Source organism: Bacteroides sp. D1 (assembly GCF_000157095.2).
GTDB classification, from domain to species: Bacteria; Bacteroidota; Bacteroidia; order Bacteroidales; family Bacteroidaceae; genus Bacteroides; species Bacteroides xylanisolvens.
Genome location: NZ_JH114336.1, coordinates 53311 through 69152, shown reverse-complemented (window position 1 = coordinate 69152; position 15842 = coordinate 53311). Strand labels below are relative to the sequence as shown.

23 protein-coding genes and 3 pseudogenes are annotated in these 15842 nt (G+C 41.6%); 15 read left to right on the top strand and 11 right to left on the bottom strand.

The window, feature by feature from the left end; all coding sequences use genetic code 11:
* Window positions 1–16: 16 nt before the first annotated feature.
* Window positions 17–1294, bottom strand: coding sequence for a type II toxin-antitoxin system HipA family toxin (locus tag BSAG_RS15615; RefSeq protein WP_008771460.1), 1278 nt, complete (start codon window positions 1292–1294; stop codon window positions 17–19).
* A gap of 214 nt (window positions 1295–1508) precedes the next feature.
* Window positions 1509–2768: pseudogene (locus tag BSAG_RS24075) on the bottom strand (IS1380 family transposase); the annotation flags it as partial.
* On the opposite strand from BSAG_RS24075, the gene BSAG_RS0222965 reads away from it, so the two are divergent.
* The 5 genes from BSAG_RS0222965 to BSAG_RS15635 all read left to right on the top strand — a co-directional run bounded on the left by BSAG_RS0222965 (window position 2750) and on the right by BSAG_RS15635 (window position 7178).
* A complete protein-coding gene (locus BSAG_RS0222965) occupies window positions 2750–2923 on the top strand; it encodes a hypothetical protein (protein ID WP_224201638.1) in 174 nt (57 codons plus the stop codon). The pseudogene BSAG_RS24075 and the gene BSAG_RS0222965 sit on opposite strands and share 19 nt — an antisense overlap.
* Window positions 2924–3126: 203 nt before the next feature.
* Window positions 3127–4335 (top strand): hypothetical protein, encoded by a 1209-nt coding sequence (locus BSAG_RS15620; RefSeq protein WP_005868786.1) that lies wholly within the window; start codon window positions 3127–3129, stop codon window positions 4333–4335.
* Between the two features lie 881 nt (window positions 4336–5216).
* Complete coding sequence (locus tag BSAG_RS15625) at window positions 5217–5843, top strand: RadC family protein (protein WP_005868785.1); 627 nt, start codon at window positions 5217–5219, stop codon at window positions 5841–5843.
* Window positions 5844–6020: 177 nt separating this feature from the next.
* Complete coding sequence (locus BSAG_RS15630) at window positions 6021–6431, top strand: hypothetical protein (protein WP_005868783.1); 411 nt, start codon at window positions 6021–6023, stop codon at window positions 6429–6431.
* Window positions 6432–6779: 348 nt separating this feature from the next.
* Entirely contained in the window at window positions 6780–7178 is a 399-nt protein-coding gene (locus BSAG_RS15635) for a hypothetical protein (protein WP_005868782.1), read from the top strand.
* A gap of 112 nt (window positions 7179–7290) precedes the next feature.
* Here BSAG_RS15635 and BSAG_RS15640 read toward each other — a convergent pair whose 3' ends face one another.
* The 3 genes and pseudogenes from BSAG_RS15640 to BSAG_RS0222960 form a co-directional block, all read right to left on the bottom strand.
* Window positions 7291–7887: a recombinase family protein gene (locus BSAG_RS15640; protein WP_005868781.1), complete on the bottom strand. Its 597-nt coding sequence runs from the start codon at window positions 7885–7887 to the stop codon at window positions 7291–7293.
* 41 nt (window positions 7888–7928) lie between these two features.
* Window positions 7929–8258, bottom strand: coding sequence for a hypothetical protein (locus BSAG_RS15645; protein WP_005868780.1), 330 nt, complete (start codon window positions 8256–8258; stop codon window positions 7929–7931).
* Window positions 8259–8274: 16 nt separating this feature from the next.
* Window positions 8275–9127 (bottom strand): annotated as a pseudogene (locus BSAG_RS0222960) (virulence RhuM family protein).
* Between the two features lie 409 nt (window positions 9128–9536).
* On the opposite strand from BSAG_RS0222960, the gene BSAG_RS15650 reads away from it, so the two are divergent.
* From BSAG_RS15650 to BSAG_RS15670, 5 genes are all read left to right on the top strand, one after another.
* Window positions 9537–9785, top strand: coding sequence for an AbrB/MazE/SpoVT family DNA-binding domain-containing protein (locus BSAG_RS15650; protein ID WP_008771457.1), 249 nt, complete (start codon window positions 9537–9539; stop codon window positions 9783–9785).
* Window positions 9779–10099 carry a type II toxin-antitoxin system PemK/MazF family toxin gene (locus BSAG_RS15655; protein ID WP_008771456.1) on the top strand — a complete coding sequence of 107 codons (321 nt, stop codon included), beginning with the start codon at window positions 9779–9781 and terminating at the stop codon, window positions 10097–10099. Before BSAG_RS15650 ends, BSAG_RS15655 begins: the two co-directional genes overlap by 7 nt.
* On the top strand, window positions 10096–10323 hold the full coding sequence (locus BSAG_RS15660) for a hypothetical protein (RefSeq protein WP_008771455.1): 228 nt from the start codon (window positions 10096–10098) through the stop codon (window positions 10321–10323). The genes BSAG_RS15655 and BSAG_RS15660 overlap by 4 nt, the downstream gene beginning before the upstream one ends.
* Before the next feature lie 99 nt (window positions 10324–10422).
* Complete coding sequence (locus tag BSAG_RS15665; protein ID WP_008771454.1) at window positions 10423–10707, top strand: HU family DNA-binding protein; 285 nt, start codon at window positions 10423–10425, stop codon at window positions 10705–10707.
* Window positions 10704–10976 (top strand): hypothetical protein, encoded by a 273-nt coding sequence (locus BSAG_RS15670; protein WP_005868772.1) that lies wholly within the window; start codon window positions 10704–10706, stop codon window positions 10974–10976. The genes BSAG_RS15665 and BSAG_RS15670 overlap by 4 nt, the downstream gene beginning before the upstream one ends.
* A gap of 61 nt (window positions 10977–11037) precedes the next feature.
* Here BSAG_RS15670 and BSAG_RS15675 read toward each other — a convergent pair whose 3' ends face one another.
* The 4 genes from BSAG_RS15675 to BSAG_RS25210 all read right to left on the bottom strand — a co-directional run bounded on the left by BSAG_RS15675 (window position 11038) and on the right by BSAG_RS25210 (window position 12454).
* On the bottom strand, window positions 11038–11415 hold the full coding sequence (locus BSAG_RS15675; protein WP_008771453.1) for a hypothetical protein: 378 nt from the start codon (window positions 11413–11415) through the stop codon (window positions 11038–11040).
* A gap of 14 nt (window positions 11416–11429) precedes the next feature.
* Window positions 11430–11756, bottom strand: coding sequence for a hypothetical protein (locus BSAG_RS15680; protein ID WP_008771452.1), 327 nt, complete (start codon window positions 11754–11756; stop codon window positions 11430–11432).
* A 45-nt stretch (window positions 11757–11801) separates the two neighbouring features.
* A complete protein-coding gene (locus BSAG_RS15685) occupies window positions 11802–12056 on the bottom strand; it encodes a hypothetical protein (RefSeq protein WP_005868768.1) in 255 nt (84 codons plus the stop codon).
* 197 nt (window positions 12057–12253) lie between these two features.
* Window positions 12254–12454: a hypothetical protein gene (locus BSAG_RS25210; RefSeq protein WP_008771449.1), complete on the bottom strand. Its 201-nt coding sequence runs from the start codon at window positions 12452–12454 to the stop codon at window positions 12254–12256.
* A 408-nt stretch (window positions 12455–12862) separates the two neighbouring features.
* Between BSAG_RS25210 and BSAG_RS15690 the strand changes: the two genes are divergently transcribed.
* Genes BSAG_RS15690 through BSAG_RS15710 form a run of 5 tightly spaced genes read left to right on the top strand, consistent with a single transcriptional unit; the run spans window position 12863 to window position 15109 of the window.
* Window positions 12863–13342, top strand: coding sequence for an LPD28 domain-containing protein (locus tag BSAG_RS15690; protein ID WP_008771448.1), 480 nt, complete (start codon window positions 12863–12865; stop codon window positions 13340–13342).
* A gap of 56 nt (window positions 13343–13398) precedes the next feature.
* A complete protein-coding gene (locus BSAG_RS15695) occupies window positions 13399–13662 on the top strand; it encodes a hypothetical protein (RefSeq protein ID WP_008771447.1) in 264 nt (87 codons plus the stop codon).
* A gap of 15 nt (window positions 13663–13677) precedes the next feature.
* Window positions 13678–14403: an N-6 DNA methylase gene (locus BSAG_RS15700; protein WP_008771446.1), complete on the top strand. Its 726-nt coding sequence runs from the start codon at window positions 13678–13680 to the stop codon at window positions 14401–14403.
* A 29-nt stretch (window positions 14404–14432) separates the two neighbouring features.
* Window positions 14433–14756: a hypothetical protein gene (locus BSAG_RS15705; protein ID WP_008771445.1), complete on the top strand. Its 324-nt coding sequence runs from the start codon at window positions 14433–14435 to the stop codon at window positions 14754–14756.
* Window positions 14757–14800: 44 nt separating this feature from the next.
* Window positions 14801–15109: a hypothetical protein gene (locus tag BSAG_RS15710; protein WP_224263218.1), complete on the top strand. Its 309-nt coding sequence runs from the start codon at window positions 14801–14803 to the stop codon at window positions 15107–15109.
* A 212-nt stretch (window positions 15110–15321) separates the two neighbouring features.
* On the opposite strand, the gene BSAG_RS25205 is transcribed toward BSAG_RS15710, so the two are convergent.
* On the bottom strand, window positions 15322–15522 hold the full coding sequence (locus BSAG_RS25205; protein WP_008771444.1) for a hypothetical protein: 201 nt from the start codon (window positions 15520–15522) through the stop codon (window positions 15322–15324).
* A gap of 111 nt (window positions 15523–15633) precedes the next feature.
* Window positions 15634–15842, bottom strand: a pseudogene (locus tag BSAG_RS25540) (hypothetical protein); the annotation flags it as partial.

The window sequence follows — 15842 nt, the reverse complement described above, 5'->3', positions numbered from 1 at the left end:
CACCATCTGCTGTTCTTTAAGTTAATTGCAACAAGTTCAAATCATCAGTAACCAATCCATCCAATACATGTTGAATTTTATCAGATATGGCCTTATCTATGCCATACGTGACGCACAATGATTGAAATTTGCTTACAGCATCGAACACCTGTAATATCTTCTTTTCAGGATTTTCCACAAAATCCTCGGCGAAATTGACAAAATCACTTGTGGTCAAGGCCGATCTCTTGCCCATCACACCCATAGAATGAATATGTGCAGAAGAATTTTCCCATGTATTTGCCGTGAACATTACATCATATGCAGGTGATAAACGCCACCTCCCTGTCTTATCCATGATAAACGATATGTTCTTATTATAGTCATCAGATATACCTGCGACATAATTAAATACCATTCTGATAAATATCTGATCTTTGTCTTCCTGGGGAAGTTTCAGAGTCTCTGCCAGCCAACATAGCTTCATATAATCATCTGCACCTGGCATAATGGCCGCAAGGGGCTGGCTAAGAATCTTGTCTCCATCCTTGCGATCAAATCTTTCCGTTACGAAATGATTTCTTCCATCAATCTCTTTCAGAAAGCATGACACCATGTTGATTCCTGCCGCCTTTGCCATTTCGCTATATACCATTTCTATCTCTGTGGTAGGAGAGTCATCTGCTTCTTTAAATTTTATGATATACTGCTTAAAATTTTCAGGCAAATCCTCCTGACCGGAACGGAACTCTTCCGTTTCGAGGTTATAGGCAACCACCGCCTTCGGGCGCATGCCACCGGCAGAAGTTCCGAGATATATTAACTTCTTCATCGTGAGGCTATCCTCCGGTGATATGACAGCAGCATCTCGATCATTATATATTTTAGAAGCCAAAGTTGCCAATGATGACATGTTTACTGATTCATGGATGGCATCATCATTAAATTCCGGTTCAAATTCCAATGCTCCCATAGCCCTCTTGCCAATATAAGAGAGCTTCAATAGGGGCAATGATTCCGTAACCTTTATATTGTTATCCGTGAGCCATTGGTCAAATAGGGAAGCCCCCCATTTGTCAGGAAGCGCATCTGCAAGAAATTCCGGAAGCCCTTGATATAATTTATCTTTATTCCCATAGAAAGACGCAAACAAAGGGGTTCTCTTAGGATGTGTGGAAGGACATATATCATAATCTTGTTTCCTATACTCATCCGTAAATTGGAATACAGAACAATGCTTTTCAAAGTCCCAATTCAATTTGCCAATACAAGTTCCCCACAGATATACATTCACTATAATTGGCTCTTTCTTCATACCATCTTACGTTTACTGTTAATTCTTTGTATTTTCTTACCTGCCTCAAATCCGCAACTAAGCCCTTCAACGTCCTTCTTGCGTGTACACGTCCTCTCATTACTGAATTATCAGATAAATTGAGGCAGAAACACCCACTTCTGCCTACAACATCCCCTTACCCCACAATGCGACTTGAGACAATACGCAGTATCATACCCATAAGTTGTAGGCGTTATCCAAAATCAGTCTGAAAAATATCTGCGTAAGCATTGTTACAGGTATAGATATTCAGCACATACCGCCTTGATGTCCTGATCCACTTGGCTGGTACAGAGATAAACCTGAAGACAAACGCTTTTATGCGACTTGTTGCATTGAGTCCGAACCTCTTTACGTCAAGTCTTTGGATAATGGCCTTGTAGAAGTTACGGATAAGTGCTGTAAGAAGAAGGAACACAGTGTTCTCGGCCATGAAGGATTTGGGCAATCTGTCCCACCCGAAACCATTGTTCATATCATCAAAGATACGTTCCTTTCCTCCACGAAGGTTATAGAACTCGACAATTTCTCTTACGGAAGATTCATAGTCGTTAGTCAGGATACAACGGTATGTGTATTCTCCTTCCCAAAGATCCTGCACACCATCCATCCGTTTCTGTCTTTGAATCACAAGTCGGTATGCTTTACCCTTCCACTTCTCAACAAGGATAGAGTTCAATTCAAACTCAATGCCATTGATTTCCTCAGTCTTCCAGCCTCTGAGAGCAAATATGTCATTGTAGAGCGAACTGCAGCGGTTAGTGCGGATATAGAAGGACTTGCAGTGTTTCTCTATTTCCTCCACGATTTCCTCGGAACATGATCCGCAATCAGCTCTGAAACGATTGATAGTGAGCCTGTTCTGTTCAAATCTCTCAAAGAACCTCTTCAGCGTGTCCTTCTGATGAAAACGAAGGTTTTCGTTAAGCCAGATGAGCAGAGCTAAGTTTACTTAAGCTCTGCCATGGCGAGAAAACGTGCCATGAAATGGAACTTTTGTGTTACCATCGCTATTCTCAATGCCAACAATCAAGTCACCAATAACCGCCACGCCAGGGCGATAACCAGAGAACTTCTTGTATGTAGGCTTTGCATCATACTTCTCACCCTCTTTCAGTTGGTCAGATGCAAACATACAATTGAGCAGTAAAGTATTGAGAGTGTCAGCCGTGTTGAAATCGTAGTTCTTACCCGTATCTGATGTGTATGAGATGTTTTCTTGCGTCAGTTCCTTTATCGCTCTGAGGATAGTATCAGAACTACAAGTATGAAGTGTCGGATGAAGCGAGAGATGGTTCATCAAATGAGTAGTGACATCCTCAATACATGAGCCACCACAGAAGTAGATACTCATGAGAGAACGGATGATTTCGCTGTACTGATAACCTAACGATCTACACCTTAGACCGAGGGTTGAGTCGATTACAGATGACAATGTGGAGTCAAATTGCTCATCAGGTAGGGCGGAAGGATTTCGAGGAATTTGGACGACGCATAGGGTTGGGCAATAAATTGATAAAGCGTGAGCTTGATGAGTTTGTCAAAGAGAAACCATTGGTGCAAGTATTGATAGACCGTTCCTTTTTATCGGAAGAACTGAAAAAGTAATATAGGATGTCTATGGGGTACAGGTGTAAGATGCTTTCTTTCTGATGAAGGGCGGATAAAGCATTCTTCAGGAAAGTACTTCTCCTTTTCCCATACCGGTCATACCGTTAAAACTGATTGATAATTATGACGCGTATGTTGGCCGGTATGCCTATCTTTGTGGCAATGAAAACAGAGAAAGGATTGATTTTGTAAGTATTATCATGGCAAAAGAACTGATTCGTGTCCCTAGGGTGCTTGGGGAAAGCTATAATTCCGTGCTGATTGAACGGTTGTATGAGGCAGGTGGAAATGTCATGCTCGATCTGATCATATACCTGGGCAGCTATCACCTCAAAGACTTGTTCGGGACTTCCTGGTTCTCCGTAGAAGACTTCTGCCGTAAGATGGGGTATGACCGTACCAACTTGCAGCGCAAGCTGGATAGCCGGCAGCTCGCGGCCATGTTCGGAAAGAATATGCAGCCGGAATATGTATGTACCGACACGGCAGGACAGAGAATCAGCCATCCTATCGAGACGGTTTTTGAGGCGGCTCTCTATAAACTGGGATTGGAGAACCTCTGCTATCCGACCATTGGCGAGGATGGCCGTACATCCTATAATTTCGTGCAGATCTTGAAACGTTTCGACATAATGACCGATTTCAAGACGAAGAAGTCAACGAAAAGGCTGTACTCGGCAGTGGTAAGCCCGGAGATAAAGAATTTCATGTTCTCGCTCTATAACCTCTTGGAACTTCAGGATTACCGTAGCCTGCCCAGCCGTTACCGCTATTTCTATCTGGAACTTTCCAAGATGGTTTACCTGATCAAGTATAAGACCACCAAGAATGAGGCTCCTTTTTATGTGCTGACAGTCGATCAGCTGGCTAAAAAGCTCGGCATAGAGATTGCCGAACCCAAAGACCGGAAAAAGAAGGTCGCCTCGATACTGAAAAAGATGAATACTTACCTGAAATATACCAATTTCAATTTCTCTTTTGTGAAAGGCGATCATGAGAGATGGGCATATACCGTGTTGTTCTCGTTTCCTAGGCATACGCTGCACTATTTTGATGAAGGACAATATGCTGTCGTGGTGAAGAAATTCTATAAGAACCTGCTTGGGCTGTATGTCGAGATTGCCTACCCGGACACGGATATGGCTGTCAGGAGGAAGAAGATCAAAGAGGTGGAGGAAGATGCCGGACTGTATAAAGAGTTCCTTTTATGGGCAAACTCCCCGGAAAGCGTAGAAAAGAAAAAACAGATATATATCAGTGATTTCGTGGCTGTATTCGGCAGGTTTCCGGAAGGATGGGCACAGGAAGAGTTGGAGAGTGCCAATGGAACGGAAGTTGCTCCTGCTCCTGAAGAGTTCATATCTCCGGAGACGGACGGGGCGGTGAACATGGACGATCCAGCTGTGTAGAACCGTCCACGTTTCACGGTTTTTTATAGAATTAGTTGTGTAGAAGTGTCCCTATTGGGGTGATTAGATGTGTGGAGTCATCCGCTTTGCCTGTTTTAGTTGTGTAGAAGTGTCCCGTTTGTTGCTTCTAGTTGTGTAGAACCGTCCACTCCTTTTGCTTTAGTTGTGTAAAAGCGTCCGGTTTCACTTGTCAGCTGTGTAAAACCGTCCACCCGTTAATGAAGGGAATAGGTAATCCCTGTTTTTTTTATATGTCGGTATATCAGTGAAATAAAAGAGAGAAATTTTTAAATAAAAGGTATCGGCTGTGTAAAACCATCCACCAAAATACATAATAAAGACCTAAACTCCTAACCCCTTTAAATATCCCCAAAGCGATAACATAGAAATGACTGGGAAAATAAATTTTCCCTTCACATGCCCTATACGTACTTTCGGAAAAAGATTTTTCGGAAGTATGTGTTGATTTTCACGTTTTTTTATATGATTGGAAGGCGGTTCTGTTCATCTTCTGTATCCGAATTAGTTTTTCAGGGCGTTCCCTTCTGACCGGGCTATTCGTTGCAAGTCCTCGTTACCCTCCAGGCTTTTCCCTGCTATCCCTAACGCTCTACGCTCCGGCTATGCCGGAAGAGAGGCATGATGATTTTTTCCTGAACTGATAGGAACATTGCGAAGGTAGGCGTGGCCGGAACGCCCGATATTGAAAAGCCAAATCTCCATCCTCCCATTCCGGGAGGTAGTATTTACCAGTTCAATCCCGTTCTGATCCGTCTTTCCCGCTTTCTCTTCAATGCACTGTTCCCAATCAGTTGAGGAAAAATTTATGGTTGGGGCGACAAGCGATGTTTGCGAGTATTAATCTTTTAATTTTTGGCAGTATGAAAACGAAGAGAACCGTATTTGAAGTGAATGACGTTTATCGGGTGATGGAAAACAGCGAGTTGATTTATACCTTGACGAACAGTGAGAAACTGAAACGTGAAGAATATAAGTATGAACAGATGGAAATAGAAGGATTGTGCTTGTCTGATGTACTGGAAACACTAACACCCAGCCGTAAAAAAGTCGCTTATGCGGCGATTGAGCTATATAAACGGCTGAAAGAAGGGCAAGTTGAAAGTCCTGCGCTTTTATCCAGCAATAATGTTTATAAAATGATGCATCCTGTTTTGTGCGATATAGCTACTGAAGAGATGTGGGTGCTGTTGCTGAACAGTTCGTCCAAACTCATCCGTAAAGTCCGTATCTCATGCGGCGGGATAAATACCGCCCCTGTGGATATACGGGTTATCATGAAGCAGGCATTGTATTATAACGCCGTATCTTTTATCATGGTACATAACCACCCATCAGGAGCACGCAAGCCCAGCAGTGCGGATGACCGCTTGACGGAAGCAGTTAAAAAAGCCGCTGAAACATTAGACATCCGTTTGGTTGACCATGTGATTGTGGCAGGCAATAACTATTATAGCTATGCGGACGAGGGAAGATTGCAAAATAGGTAAGGTGGACGGGAGAAATCCCGTCTGCCCGGGATTTCGGCTTCGGGGTTCTTTTTTGGCAGTCACCCCAAAAAAGAACCAAAAAAAATGCTTCCCGGACTATCGGATGCGACATCGTAAAATACGCAAAGACGTGGCTTTTCAGAATAAATACATATCTTCGCGCCAAAGGTGATCGGAATGAATGTATTTTCTACTTTTGATACAGGCGTTATGGTGGCTCTCTTACTGGGCATTGAGTTTCTTAGAAGTGATATCCGAACGATTCTCTATTGTAAAAGGAATGATCCCAGGATTCTTAAGAGTTGCTTATATACGCTGCTTATATTATTGACCAGCCTTTATTCTATTGTGGCCGGAGCCATGCTTCATCCGGAACCCGTACCTGTTTATGAGTTGATACCCGGTTTTCAATATGGGGTTTATGGCTTTTCTTTTTCGTTTATATTGCTCGCTGTTGCATGTCTTTATCGTAAAACATTACCTTTTGTCCTTTTGGGCTACGCTATGATATATGTGATCGGTGTATTGATACCACTACTTAGGTATGTAGTGTCTATGATGGATTATTTCACTCGCACAAGGGTATAGCAGGTTAATTTCTTGATTGTATCGGATTGCCCTTTCTGTGGGCTGCCTCCCCCGGCTTCTTTCCTCCGATCCGAGTCCGGCTTTTTGCTCGGCAAAGGTTTCGGGATTCCGCAAATGGCAAGTTACGGCCATGCGCCTTTACTGTATGGAAAATAACGATGAAGAAGTGTCTTCCCGACATTTTCCATAAGTGAAACTTGGCTTATTGCTTGCAATCCAGACCTTGATATGCCGAAAAAAGGCTCAGAACTCAGATGGGGAATGACATCAAAAAAAAGGTCGGCTGACCAAAGACCTTCCCGATACAAAAAATGAAAAGGTCTTGAATCTAGCTGAAGAATAAATCAGATGTTCAACTTAAATAATGCTAATATGGAAAATTTGATTACACAAATCAACAAAGAGAGATTGGTTAATAGCGACACAGCTCTTATGATGAAGGAATTATACTATTACGTGCCTTGTGAGTATTGGTATGACAAACAGGATAGGCTACGCACCGATATTGAGGGAAGGAATACCCCGATGTATATGTGCGAGTGCCCGACACTGGCAGCATGTATCCAATGGATGATACAGACTCGTGAATATACGTTTCAAACAGAACAAAACGTGGCGGTCTGGCATGTGGTTGTGAGGGCTGGAGATTATGTGTTGTATGACTCCGAAAGTAATGCGGACGCTTTTTGTTGTTTGGAAGAAGCATTGGAAAAAGCGGTACAGGAGTGCATGGAGTTATTGTATTAAAATTAAAAAAAATCAGTCCCCGTGAAGGGGACTTTCCTATAATCTTGCTGAGAGGTGGAATTGCAGACGATCTTTGAGAATCATCTTTGAAGGATGGGCAGAGGTTTATTCGTTATTTGTTATTTTTGTTCTCGGATTTCAGCGCAATTCCATTCCTTCTTAATAGGCGATATACTGTTCCGCTACTGCCTATGTTTAATATTTTCTGTATCTCCCTTACCGGCGTTCCGGATTCATAGAGTTGGATGCAGCTTTTCTGCTTGGCGATGTTGTTTTTGTTGATAAGTGTCTTTCTGCCGAATTTGACACCTTTTTCCTTGGCGATTCTTCTGCCTTCTTGGGTTCTCTCATAGATAAGGTCTCTTTCAAACTGAGCGAAAGCACCGAGAATGTTGTTCATCAGTTGGCCGATTGCGCCTTCCGTACTGATGTTGTCTTGCAGTGAGGTGAATTGGATGCCCCTATTCTTGAAATCTTCCAATAGCGTAAGGATATTCTTCAGCGAACGGCCAAGCCGGTCCAGCTTATATACGACAAGTGTGTCGCCTTCCCGGAGAAAGCTCAGGCAGGCATCCAGTTCCGGGCGGTTTTGTTGACGTCCGGTCATTTTCTCAGAGAAGATTTTCTCGCATCCGGCAGCCTTCAACGCTTCCAGTTGCATATCCAGATGTTGTTCCTTGGTGGAAACACGGGCATATCCTATTTTCATCCTGTTTTCGTATTTAAATGTGTAATGAAGGTTTTAATTCTTCACTTTTTCAAATATGAAGACATTAATTCTTCATATTCCTCACGGCTGTATTGGTTGAACCCCTTTTGCTTCATTGCCAAAAGAAGCCTTTCCAGTTCTCCGATAGTCACTACCTGTTTGCCGATAACGGTAAATTGTTCCCATTCTCCCTTTTCGTTGAGCAGGTATTCCCGGTGTGCAAAACAGTAAAGAGAACCATCGATGTCATTCCGTTTCTGCCATTGACGCAGGTGCTTCAAACTGGTGAAATCACGGGTGACAGTACGTGGAATGGGAACCAATACGTCAATTTCCATCTTGAATTTTATATTCTCTTCCGCTTCTCGCATGGGTGATTAGCTTATTTCATAATACATCAATTATCGTATGGGCAGGAAGTTCCAGTTTGGAGAAAGCAAACATTTTCTTGCCCAAATCCTTTAGCGATGCCCCAATATGATATACTTCCGTATTATCAATGATTAAGAAGCGGTCATGACTACTTTTGTAGGTTCTAGCTTCAATGGGAGGATATTGGTCATTGTGTTTGTTTAAATCAAGTTGGAGCTGTGCGTTTATTTTGTGTATAAATAGTAGCTGATACTCCACTGTTTCGTTTGCTCAACATGAGTAACACGGATTCATCTACATAGTTGTCGATAAGCACAAGTGAGCATTTGGCAGACTTTATTAAATCTGTAGCAAACTTATACGCATCGAATATCTGACCGTCAAAGAATATACCTTCCACCGGAGGCAATGAGGTGCGTACAAAGAAGTCTATCTTTGCATCATGTTCAGCAATGGTTTTCTCTATTTGGAAGAATCTATTGTTCATTCTATATTCCATGTCATTGAGCCGTTGGTTTATAGAATAACCTTTCAATAAATATTCTTTTAAAATTTTATTTGCCCATTGCCTGAATTGCGTACCTCTTACGCTTTTAACTCTGTATCCAACTGAAATTATTACGTCTAGACTAAAGAACTTGACAGGCTTATCGGAATTAGCAATGTGCAAAAAATGCACATTGCTTTTCTCTTCCAATTCCTTTTCCTTAAAAACATTATTTATATGTTTGGTAATAACGGTTCTGTCACGTTGAAAAAGTTCTGCTATCTGCGCTTGTGTGAGCCAAACGGTTTCATCTTCTAAACGTACTTCCAACCTTACAGCTTCATCCGGTTGGTATAGTATGATTTCTCCTTGCTTCTCCATTATATGTTTCGCTTTTATTATATTGTTGCAAATGTACGAAAAAGAAACGTTATAAAGTCTGTTTTTTCCGTAAGTATTACCTTAAAAATTTGTTCCCTTTTTATTTTAATAAAACAGAAACATTCTGCTGTCTTGTTGTTCATAGTTGGGGTATCAAATAACTAAAATTCAAATGGAAACATTTTAATGCACGTTTGTTTGTTAGAAGCCGGAGAAAAGGACACAAGACATGATAAGAATCATATGTCGGGGAGCGCCGTACGGCAAGGGGATACACCAGCACTCTCGACGAGTGAAGCCGTTGGCCGGGTTATCGGTGAAAATGGGAAAAAGTTAGTTTTTCTTTTGGTGTTGTTATAACTTTATCTATATTTGTATCGTGATAATCAACTTATAAAGTTATAACATTATGGTAACGAATATTATTCAGATTGGAAACAGCAAGGGGATAATACTTCCTTCCGAAATATTGAAACAGTTGCGTTTGTCCTTGAAATCGACTGTGAGCGTTTCTTTGGACGGGAACAATATTGTGATAAAGGCACAACCACGGCAGGGATGGGCGGAAGCTGCCAAACGTGCCCATGAGAATGGGGATGATGAGTTGCTTATCCCTGATGTGTTTGAGGATGAAAAGTTTGAGGATTGGACATGGTAGAACAGTATGGAGTGTATTGGGTAGAGTTAGACCCTACCCGTGGGGGTGAAATGGCAAAGACACGGCCATGTGTTGTTGTCACTCCTTCAGATTTGAATATGTACCTTACAACAGTAGTCATTGTTCCGATAACCTCCACGATAAGGAACTATCCTTACCGGGTTCTGTGTTCTGTAGCCGGGCGTGAAGGAGAGATAGCCACTGATCAAATTCGCACGGTGGATAAAAGCCGTATAAAACGAAAAATTGGAGAACTTAACAACAGGGAAATAGAGGAACTGAAAGAAGTGTTTCGACAAATGTTTTGTGAATGATGGAAGAGAAAGAGAATAAACCTACTTGTAAGGATTTTGCGGAGTATCTTAAAAAATGTGCCGAAGCCTATGCCAAGCATGGGAGCCAGGAACTGACTAACAGTGATGGAGAGTACCAGGATATCTTTGATGATCTGTGCCAGCTTCATGGAGATTTTGACCATGGAGCAAACCGAATCATCTCTTTAAAGGATATGTTTATAGAATACTTTAATGTAAAGTAACACTCCATTGGGCGAGGGCAGGGCTTGCTGCGGATGCCAGACTTTAAATAATCCATTGGATTAATTATCTTTGCACGCTAATTTTCAAATTATAAAGAAATGACTAAATCGGAAATCGTAAAGGAAATATCTGCCAGAACCGGCATCGACGGCAAAGCGGTGCTTGCTGTTGTGGAAGGATTCATGAACGAGGTAAAGACTTCGTTGGGCAAGGAGGAAAATGTCTATCTTCGTGGATTCGGTAGTTTCATAGTGAAGAAGAGAGCGCAAAAGACAGCCCGGAATATCTCTAAGAATACTACTATGATTATTCCGGCTCATAACATACCGGCATTTAAACCGTCTGACGAATTTTTGACAATGGTAAAAATGGGTAAACAATGAAAGATCAGTTACGATTATTGAGAGACTGTATCAATAATGATCGTCCGGCAGTTGTCTTTCAGGGAGACGATTTTTGCGCTCCTGAGATCTTGGAGGCAGCAAAAGAAATTTATCGTAAACATGGTTGTTCCGAAGAATTTCTTTTTGACTGGCAGCTGCTTATCAATGAGGTGAAGGCTTACCAGTTAGAAAGTCCGGCAACTGTCAAATTGCCGAAACTCTCCCCAACAGAAACGGAACTGGTGCGGGAAGAGATGACTAAACGCTAAAAAATATTCTCGTTTAATACGCACCTTTTATTCTTCAGGCAGCGTATTGAACGGGATGGGATTAAAATGTTGGCGAACCTGCTTTTTTCGAAAGTTCCTGCCAATAGTTGAAGTCACCCGGTGAAAGATGCTCTTGCATCCAGTCACGCATACCAATATCGTTTCTTTCGTTCACATATCTCGTAAACGGAATCATTGTCTTACATGCTTCAAATCCGAGCATTCTCATATGGCGTGAAATATTGGGAGGAAGATCTTCCAACCACTCTTTATAATACATTATCAATCTGTTTTCTTGGATTGGAACCGCTTGTTGGTGATAAATATAGCTGGCGTTTCCGATTCTAATATCTCTGGCCTTATTTTCCCGTTCTTCTTCAGGTAGCCGACTTAAATATTCAGCTTGCGCTATTCTGCATTTGGAGTTTGGATGTTCCATGGTATCTTATATAATTAAGACTCTTCAATGATACGGTTCATCAAATCACATATTTTTTGGCAGCTATGACGGTCTGCGCAAGCAGGATAGGGGCATTCCTCAAAGGATGCCTGATTATCCGTAACTATGAAACCTCCGGAACGACATACATAACTTACCGGATGAAAATAAATATCTTCCTTTTTCGGTCTATAAGTACATAGTCTTATAAGGCTGTTCAGCTCTTTGCAAATTTGCTCACATTTTTCTTTGGGATAATGTGGCAAATCACCGAATGCTTCGTAGGGGACAAAGGCAAATGCTTTGTCATCCCACATGACAGGTGTGTAATTCTGTACCATTTGTTATTTGGAATAAGGATGGCTGGCAGATTCCGTATTTCTGTATCAGTTAGGTAATCCGTCACTATTTAAGTGCGCCTGGGCAAACTCCCGGAGGTTCGTTTCGGCAATGCACTTTTCATAAATCTCATCCAATACTTCTTGCATATTTTCTACTTTATTGAATTTTAAGGGGCTGCCGTTTGTTGCGGCTTGCCTTTCCAGTTGTTCGATGATACTGGGAAATATCCCACGCAATAAACCGACGGTAGCTACGGCTGTAGCTGGTTCTACCTCTATTGTAATCTTTTTCTTTTCCATATCGTTGTATTATGTTATCAAAAGTAATAATTATTAGGATATTGGTAAGCATTTCTTCTGAAAAACTTTTTAAAGATATTGTTTTAAGATGGCATACTGTGTTTTTGCGTTCACGCAGTATTCTTTCCCACCCTCCCCTTCATCGGAATGGCTGTTCTCATTCCCGGCTTTCCCGTAGTCATCCGCTATGCGGCTGATTATGGGTAAACCAGAAAAGAGAAGTTCCAAACGTGGGCGGGATTGCAATGGTCATCATCCGGAGCTTCGGCATTGCCGAAACAACCTCCTTCTTCCGTATTGCAGTCCCTTCCTTTTACCGTTTGTCCCGGCAGTCCGTTGCTAACCCGTTCCCCCCTGTCACAGGTGGCAGGGAGATAGGAATACGATTTTGCAAGCAAAACCGTATGGTTTGTTTTACTTTCCGTACTGCCCTTTTCCTTGTTTTCTGCCTCCCCTAATGTGCATTTTTCATAGCTCCATCTGAGACCCTTTGTTTTTGAACGGCAAATTTATTTCGGTGGATGGATACGAAAGAGTTCCGGTCTTCGCCCTTTGTACCGAAAAAAATAACGCCGGACGGCTTCGCTGTCCCCAACATTTTTTGTCGTCCAAAACTTTTCTAAATCCCTCCTTCCTTATTGATGCGTGACCGTAAAAAAAAAGCTCATAAACTCAGATGGGGCATGAAAGCTCAAAAAAAAGTCGGCAGAAAGAAAAGGCCATCCCAGAAAGGGGTTTTAAAAAAAGGTCTTTAAATCTAGCTGAAGCATAAAATTAAAAGTTTAACAAACTAAAAAAAACGAGTTATGTCACGAGTACACTATTTAGAAGGAGATTATGAACAGTTGGTTATTAATGAAACGATAGACGGTCTTTTTTCCAGTTATCGTATAGACCGCAATTCATTGCCAAAAGGATTTTTCCTTTATGAGATTAGATGGGATGACAGCTTATCTTCATTGGCAGAGATTTGCCCCTCTGTGGTGGTGAATCATGCAGGTTCGTTCATAACAAAGTCACCCCTTGAATTTGATGCGAACAATAGCATACGGATAACTTATGCCAATTTTATCGAGTTCTGCCAGTTTGGCGAGTGGGCTTATGAGAAACTGGCTGTATTGGATTGTAATTCCGGTAATGTTGCTGTGATAAGCCCAGACAGGCGATTACAGACCGCTGAAGAGATTGAGATTTTTCTGAGTGAGCATTGTGGCTATCATCTGAGTGAGATTAATTGGATGGTGATGAAAGGCGATGTGGTGTTTTTGAACGAGAACGATTTTTAATGAGTATAACCGTAACTGCCTCTTGGAATGGGGCAGTTACATAAAATATTATAAGTATGAAATGGATAGATAAGATGGTAGAACGCATTACCCGAAAAGAAACAGCTTTAAATGACCGCTTTTGTGTAAATCGGCATACGGTTGTATGTCAGAGTGGTACGACTGATTATGTTTCTGTAACGATTGATAATACCGATGGTTTTGATTTCGATTTTTGGACAAAACAACTTTGTTTTGAGAAGGACTGTAAATATCGCTCGGAGATAAAAGCGGCTTTTGATAAAATCTATGGCACAAGGAATATAGAATGTTGTGAATAATGAAATCAGAATAGTATGATACCAAAGGAGATAATGAAACTTTATGAAAAGCTTGCTTTCAGTCGGGGATATGAAGAAGCCTTTCGGGATTTTTTGGATGTTTGTCTTTACTATTTGTCTGTCGGGATGTTGGCAGAGGATTACCGTAGAGTGGAAAAAAGATATAAGCCATATGAAATGGAACTTTTTGTTCAAATGTTTTATAGGGTGTCTGAATATTCGGAAGGATTTTGCGATGTCTTGGGAGATATGTTCATGGAGTGTGTCAGTCATGGGAATAACGGACAGTTCTTTACCCCGATACACGTTGCTGATTTGATGGCATGTATGGGGGAAAATAGGCTGAAACCTAAACAGTCGGTCTGTGATTCGTGCTGTGGTTCCGGCAGGATGCTACTTTCCGCTGTAAAAAAATGTGCGGAAGAGAATGATGGAGGAAGGCTTTTTTGTTATGGCTCGGACATAGATTTGATTTGTGTAAAGATGACTGTTGTCAATCTGATGATGAATAGCGTACCCGGTGAAGTCGCATGGATGAATACATTGACAATGCAGCATTGGAGAAGTTATCATATAGATTTACAGTTGATAGCCGGAGTATGGTTACCTATTTTAAAGATAACGGAAGCAGGTGATACTTCTTTTGTTAGGAAACTTGAAAATGCAATGGAGGATAATTCTGAATTGAAGAGGTCGATTCAGAGCAACGCAAGGGCTACGCAGCTGACTTTTGATTTTTGACAAGATAAATATGTAAAAAGGATTTTGGTATGAAAGCAATAAGAACAAAAGAGGTGAATGAGAACGTCAAAGCGGCGAACAGTTGTTTGCGTAAAGCGAAACGGCAGGCTAAGGAATTGGCTGTTTTTACAGGTGAAGTAGTGCGTCTGATAGATAAGGAAGGGCATTCTCTACAAGGGTTCTTTAATCGGGTGGAGTTTGTTCTGGTGGACGGCACTATTAAATTCCGTGTAGTTATAAATCCTATTCTTGAATGTGAGAACTGTATAATGGCTTCTTGCCATGAAGACTATCTTTATGAGGTGGTCTCGGTGGAAAAGTTTACCTATAAAAATTATAGGTATCATTTGTGATGATATTGTATTTTAATGATTATAAACTGATTTATATTATAACAATGATGGGCAAAATTAATAATATTCCCGTTTTGAATGAAGATGTTATTCGTTTGGTTGTACTCAATGAGGAAATTATAGGGTATATCTATCCACGAAGGACTTCTTATGTGGTGGCATTGGAGATAAAGCCGGGACGTACTACCTCTTTGGCCACATCTGTCAATAAACAATGCATGGTTTTGTTGAGTGATAAGGTTCGTTTGGCCACGGAACAGGATTTCGATGATTTTCATATATGCTTTGATGGTTTCAGAAATAACACTATGTATTGTTATAATCAGGGAACGGAACCTATATACCTTCAATGAAATACATTCTCCCTTCTTTTGGATTAGGGAAGGGAGAGCATTTCGCTGTCCGCTACTTTTTGGCAAGCGCCCCAAAAAAAGTAGCAAAAAACGCTTGGAGTTACTGGTAATCCCATTAATTTGCGTTCACGCAGATTTTTTCCCACCCTCCCCTTCATCGGAATGGCTGTCCTCATTCCCGGCTTGCCCGTAGTCATCCGCTATGCGGCTGATTATGGGTAAACCAGAAAAGAGAAGTTCCAAACGTGGGCGGGATTGCAATGGTCATCATCCGGAGCTTCGGCATTGCCGAAACAACCTCCTTCTTCCGTATTGCAGTCCCTTCCTTTTACCGTTTGTCCCGGCAGTCCGTTGCTAACCCGTTCCCCCCTGCCACCTGTGACAGGGAGATAGGAATACGGTTTTGCAGGCAAAACCGTATGGTTTGTTTTACTTTCCGTACTGCCCTTTTCCTTGTTTTCTGCCTCCCCTAATGTGCGTTTTTCATAGCTCCATCTGGGACCCTTTGTTTTTGAACGGCAAATTTATGTCGGTGGATGGATACGAAAGAGTTCTGGTCTTCGCCCTTTGTCCTGAAAAAATAACGCCGGACGGCTTCGCTGTCCCCAACATTTTTTGTCGTCCAAAACTTTTCTCAATCCCTCCTTCCTTCTTGTTGTGTGCCGTAAAAAAAGGCTCATAAACTCAGATGGGGCATGAAAGCTCAAAAAAAAAGTCGGCAGAAAGAAAAGGC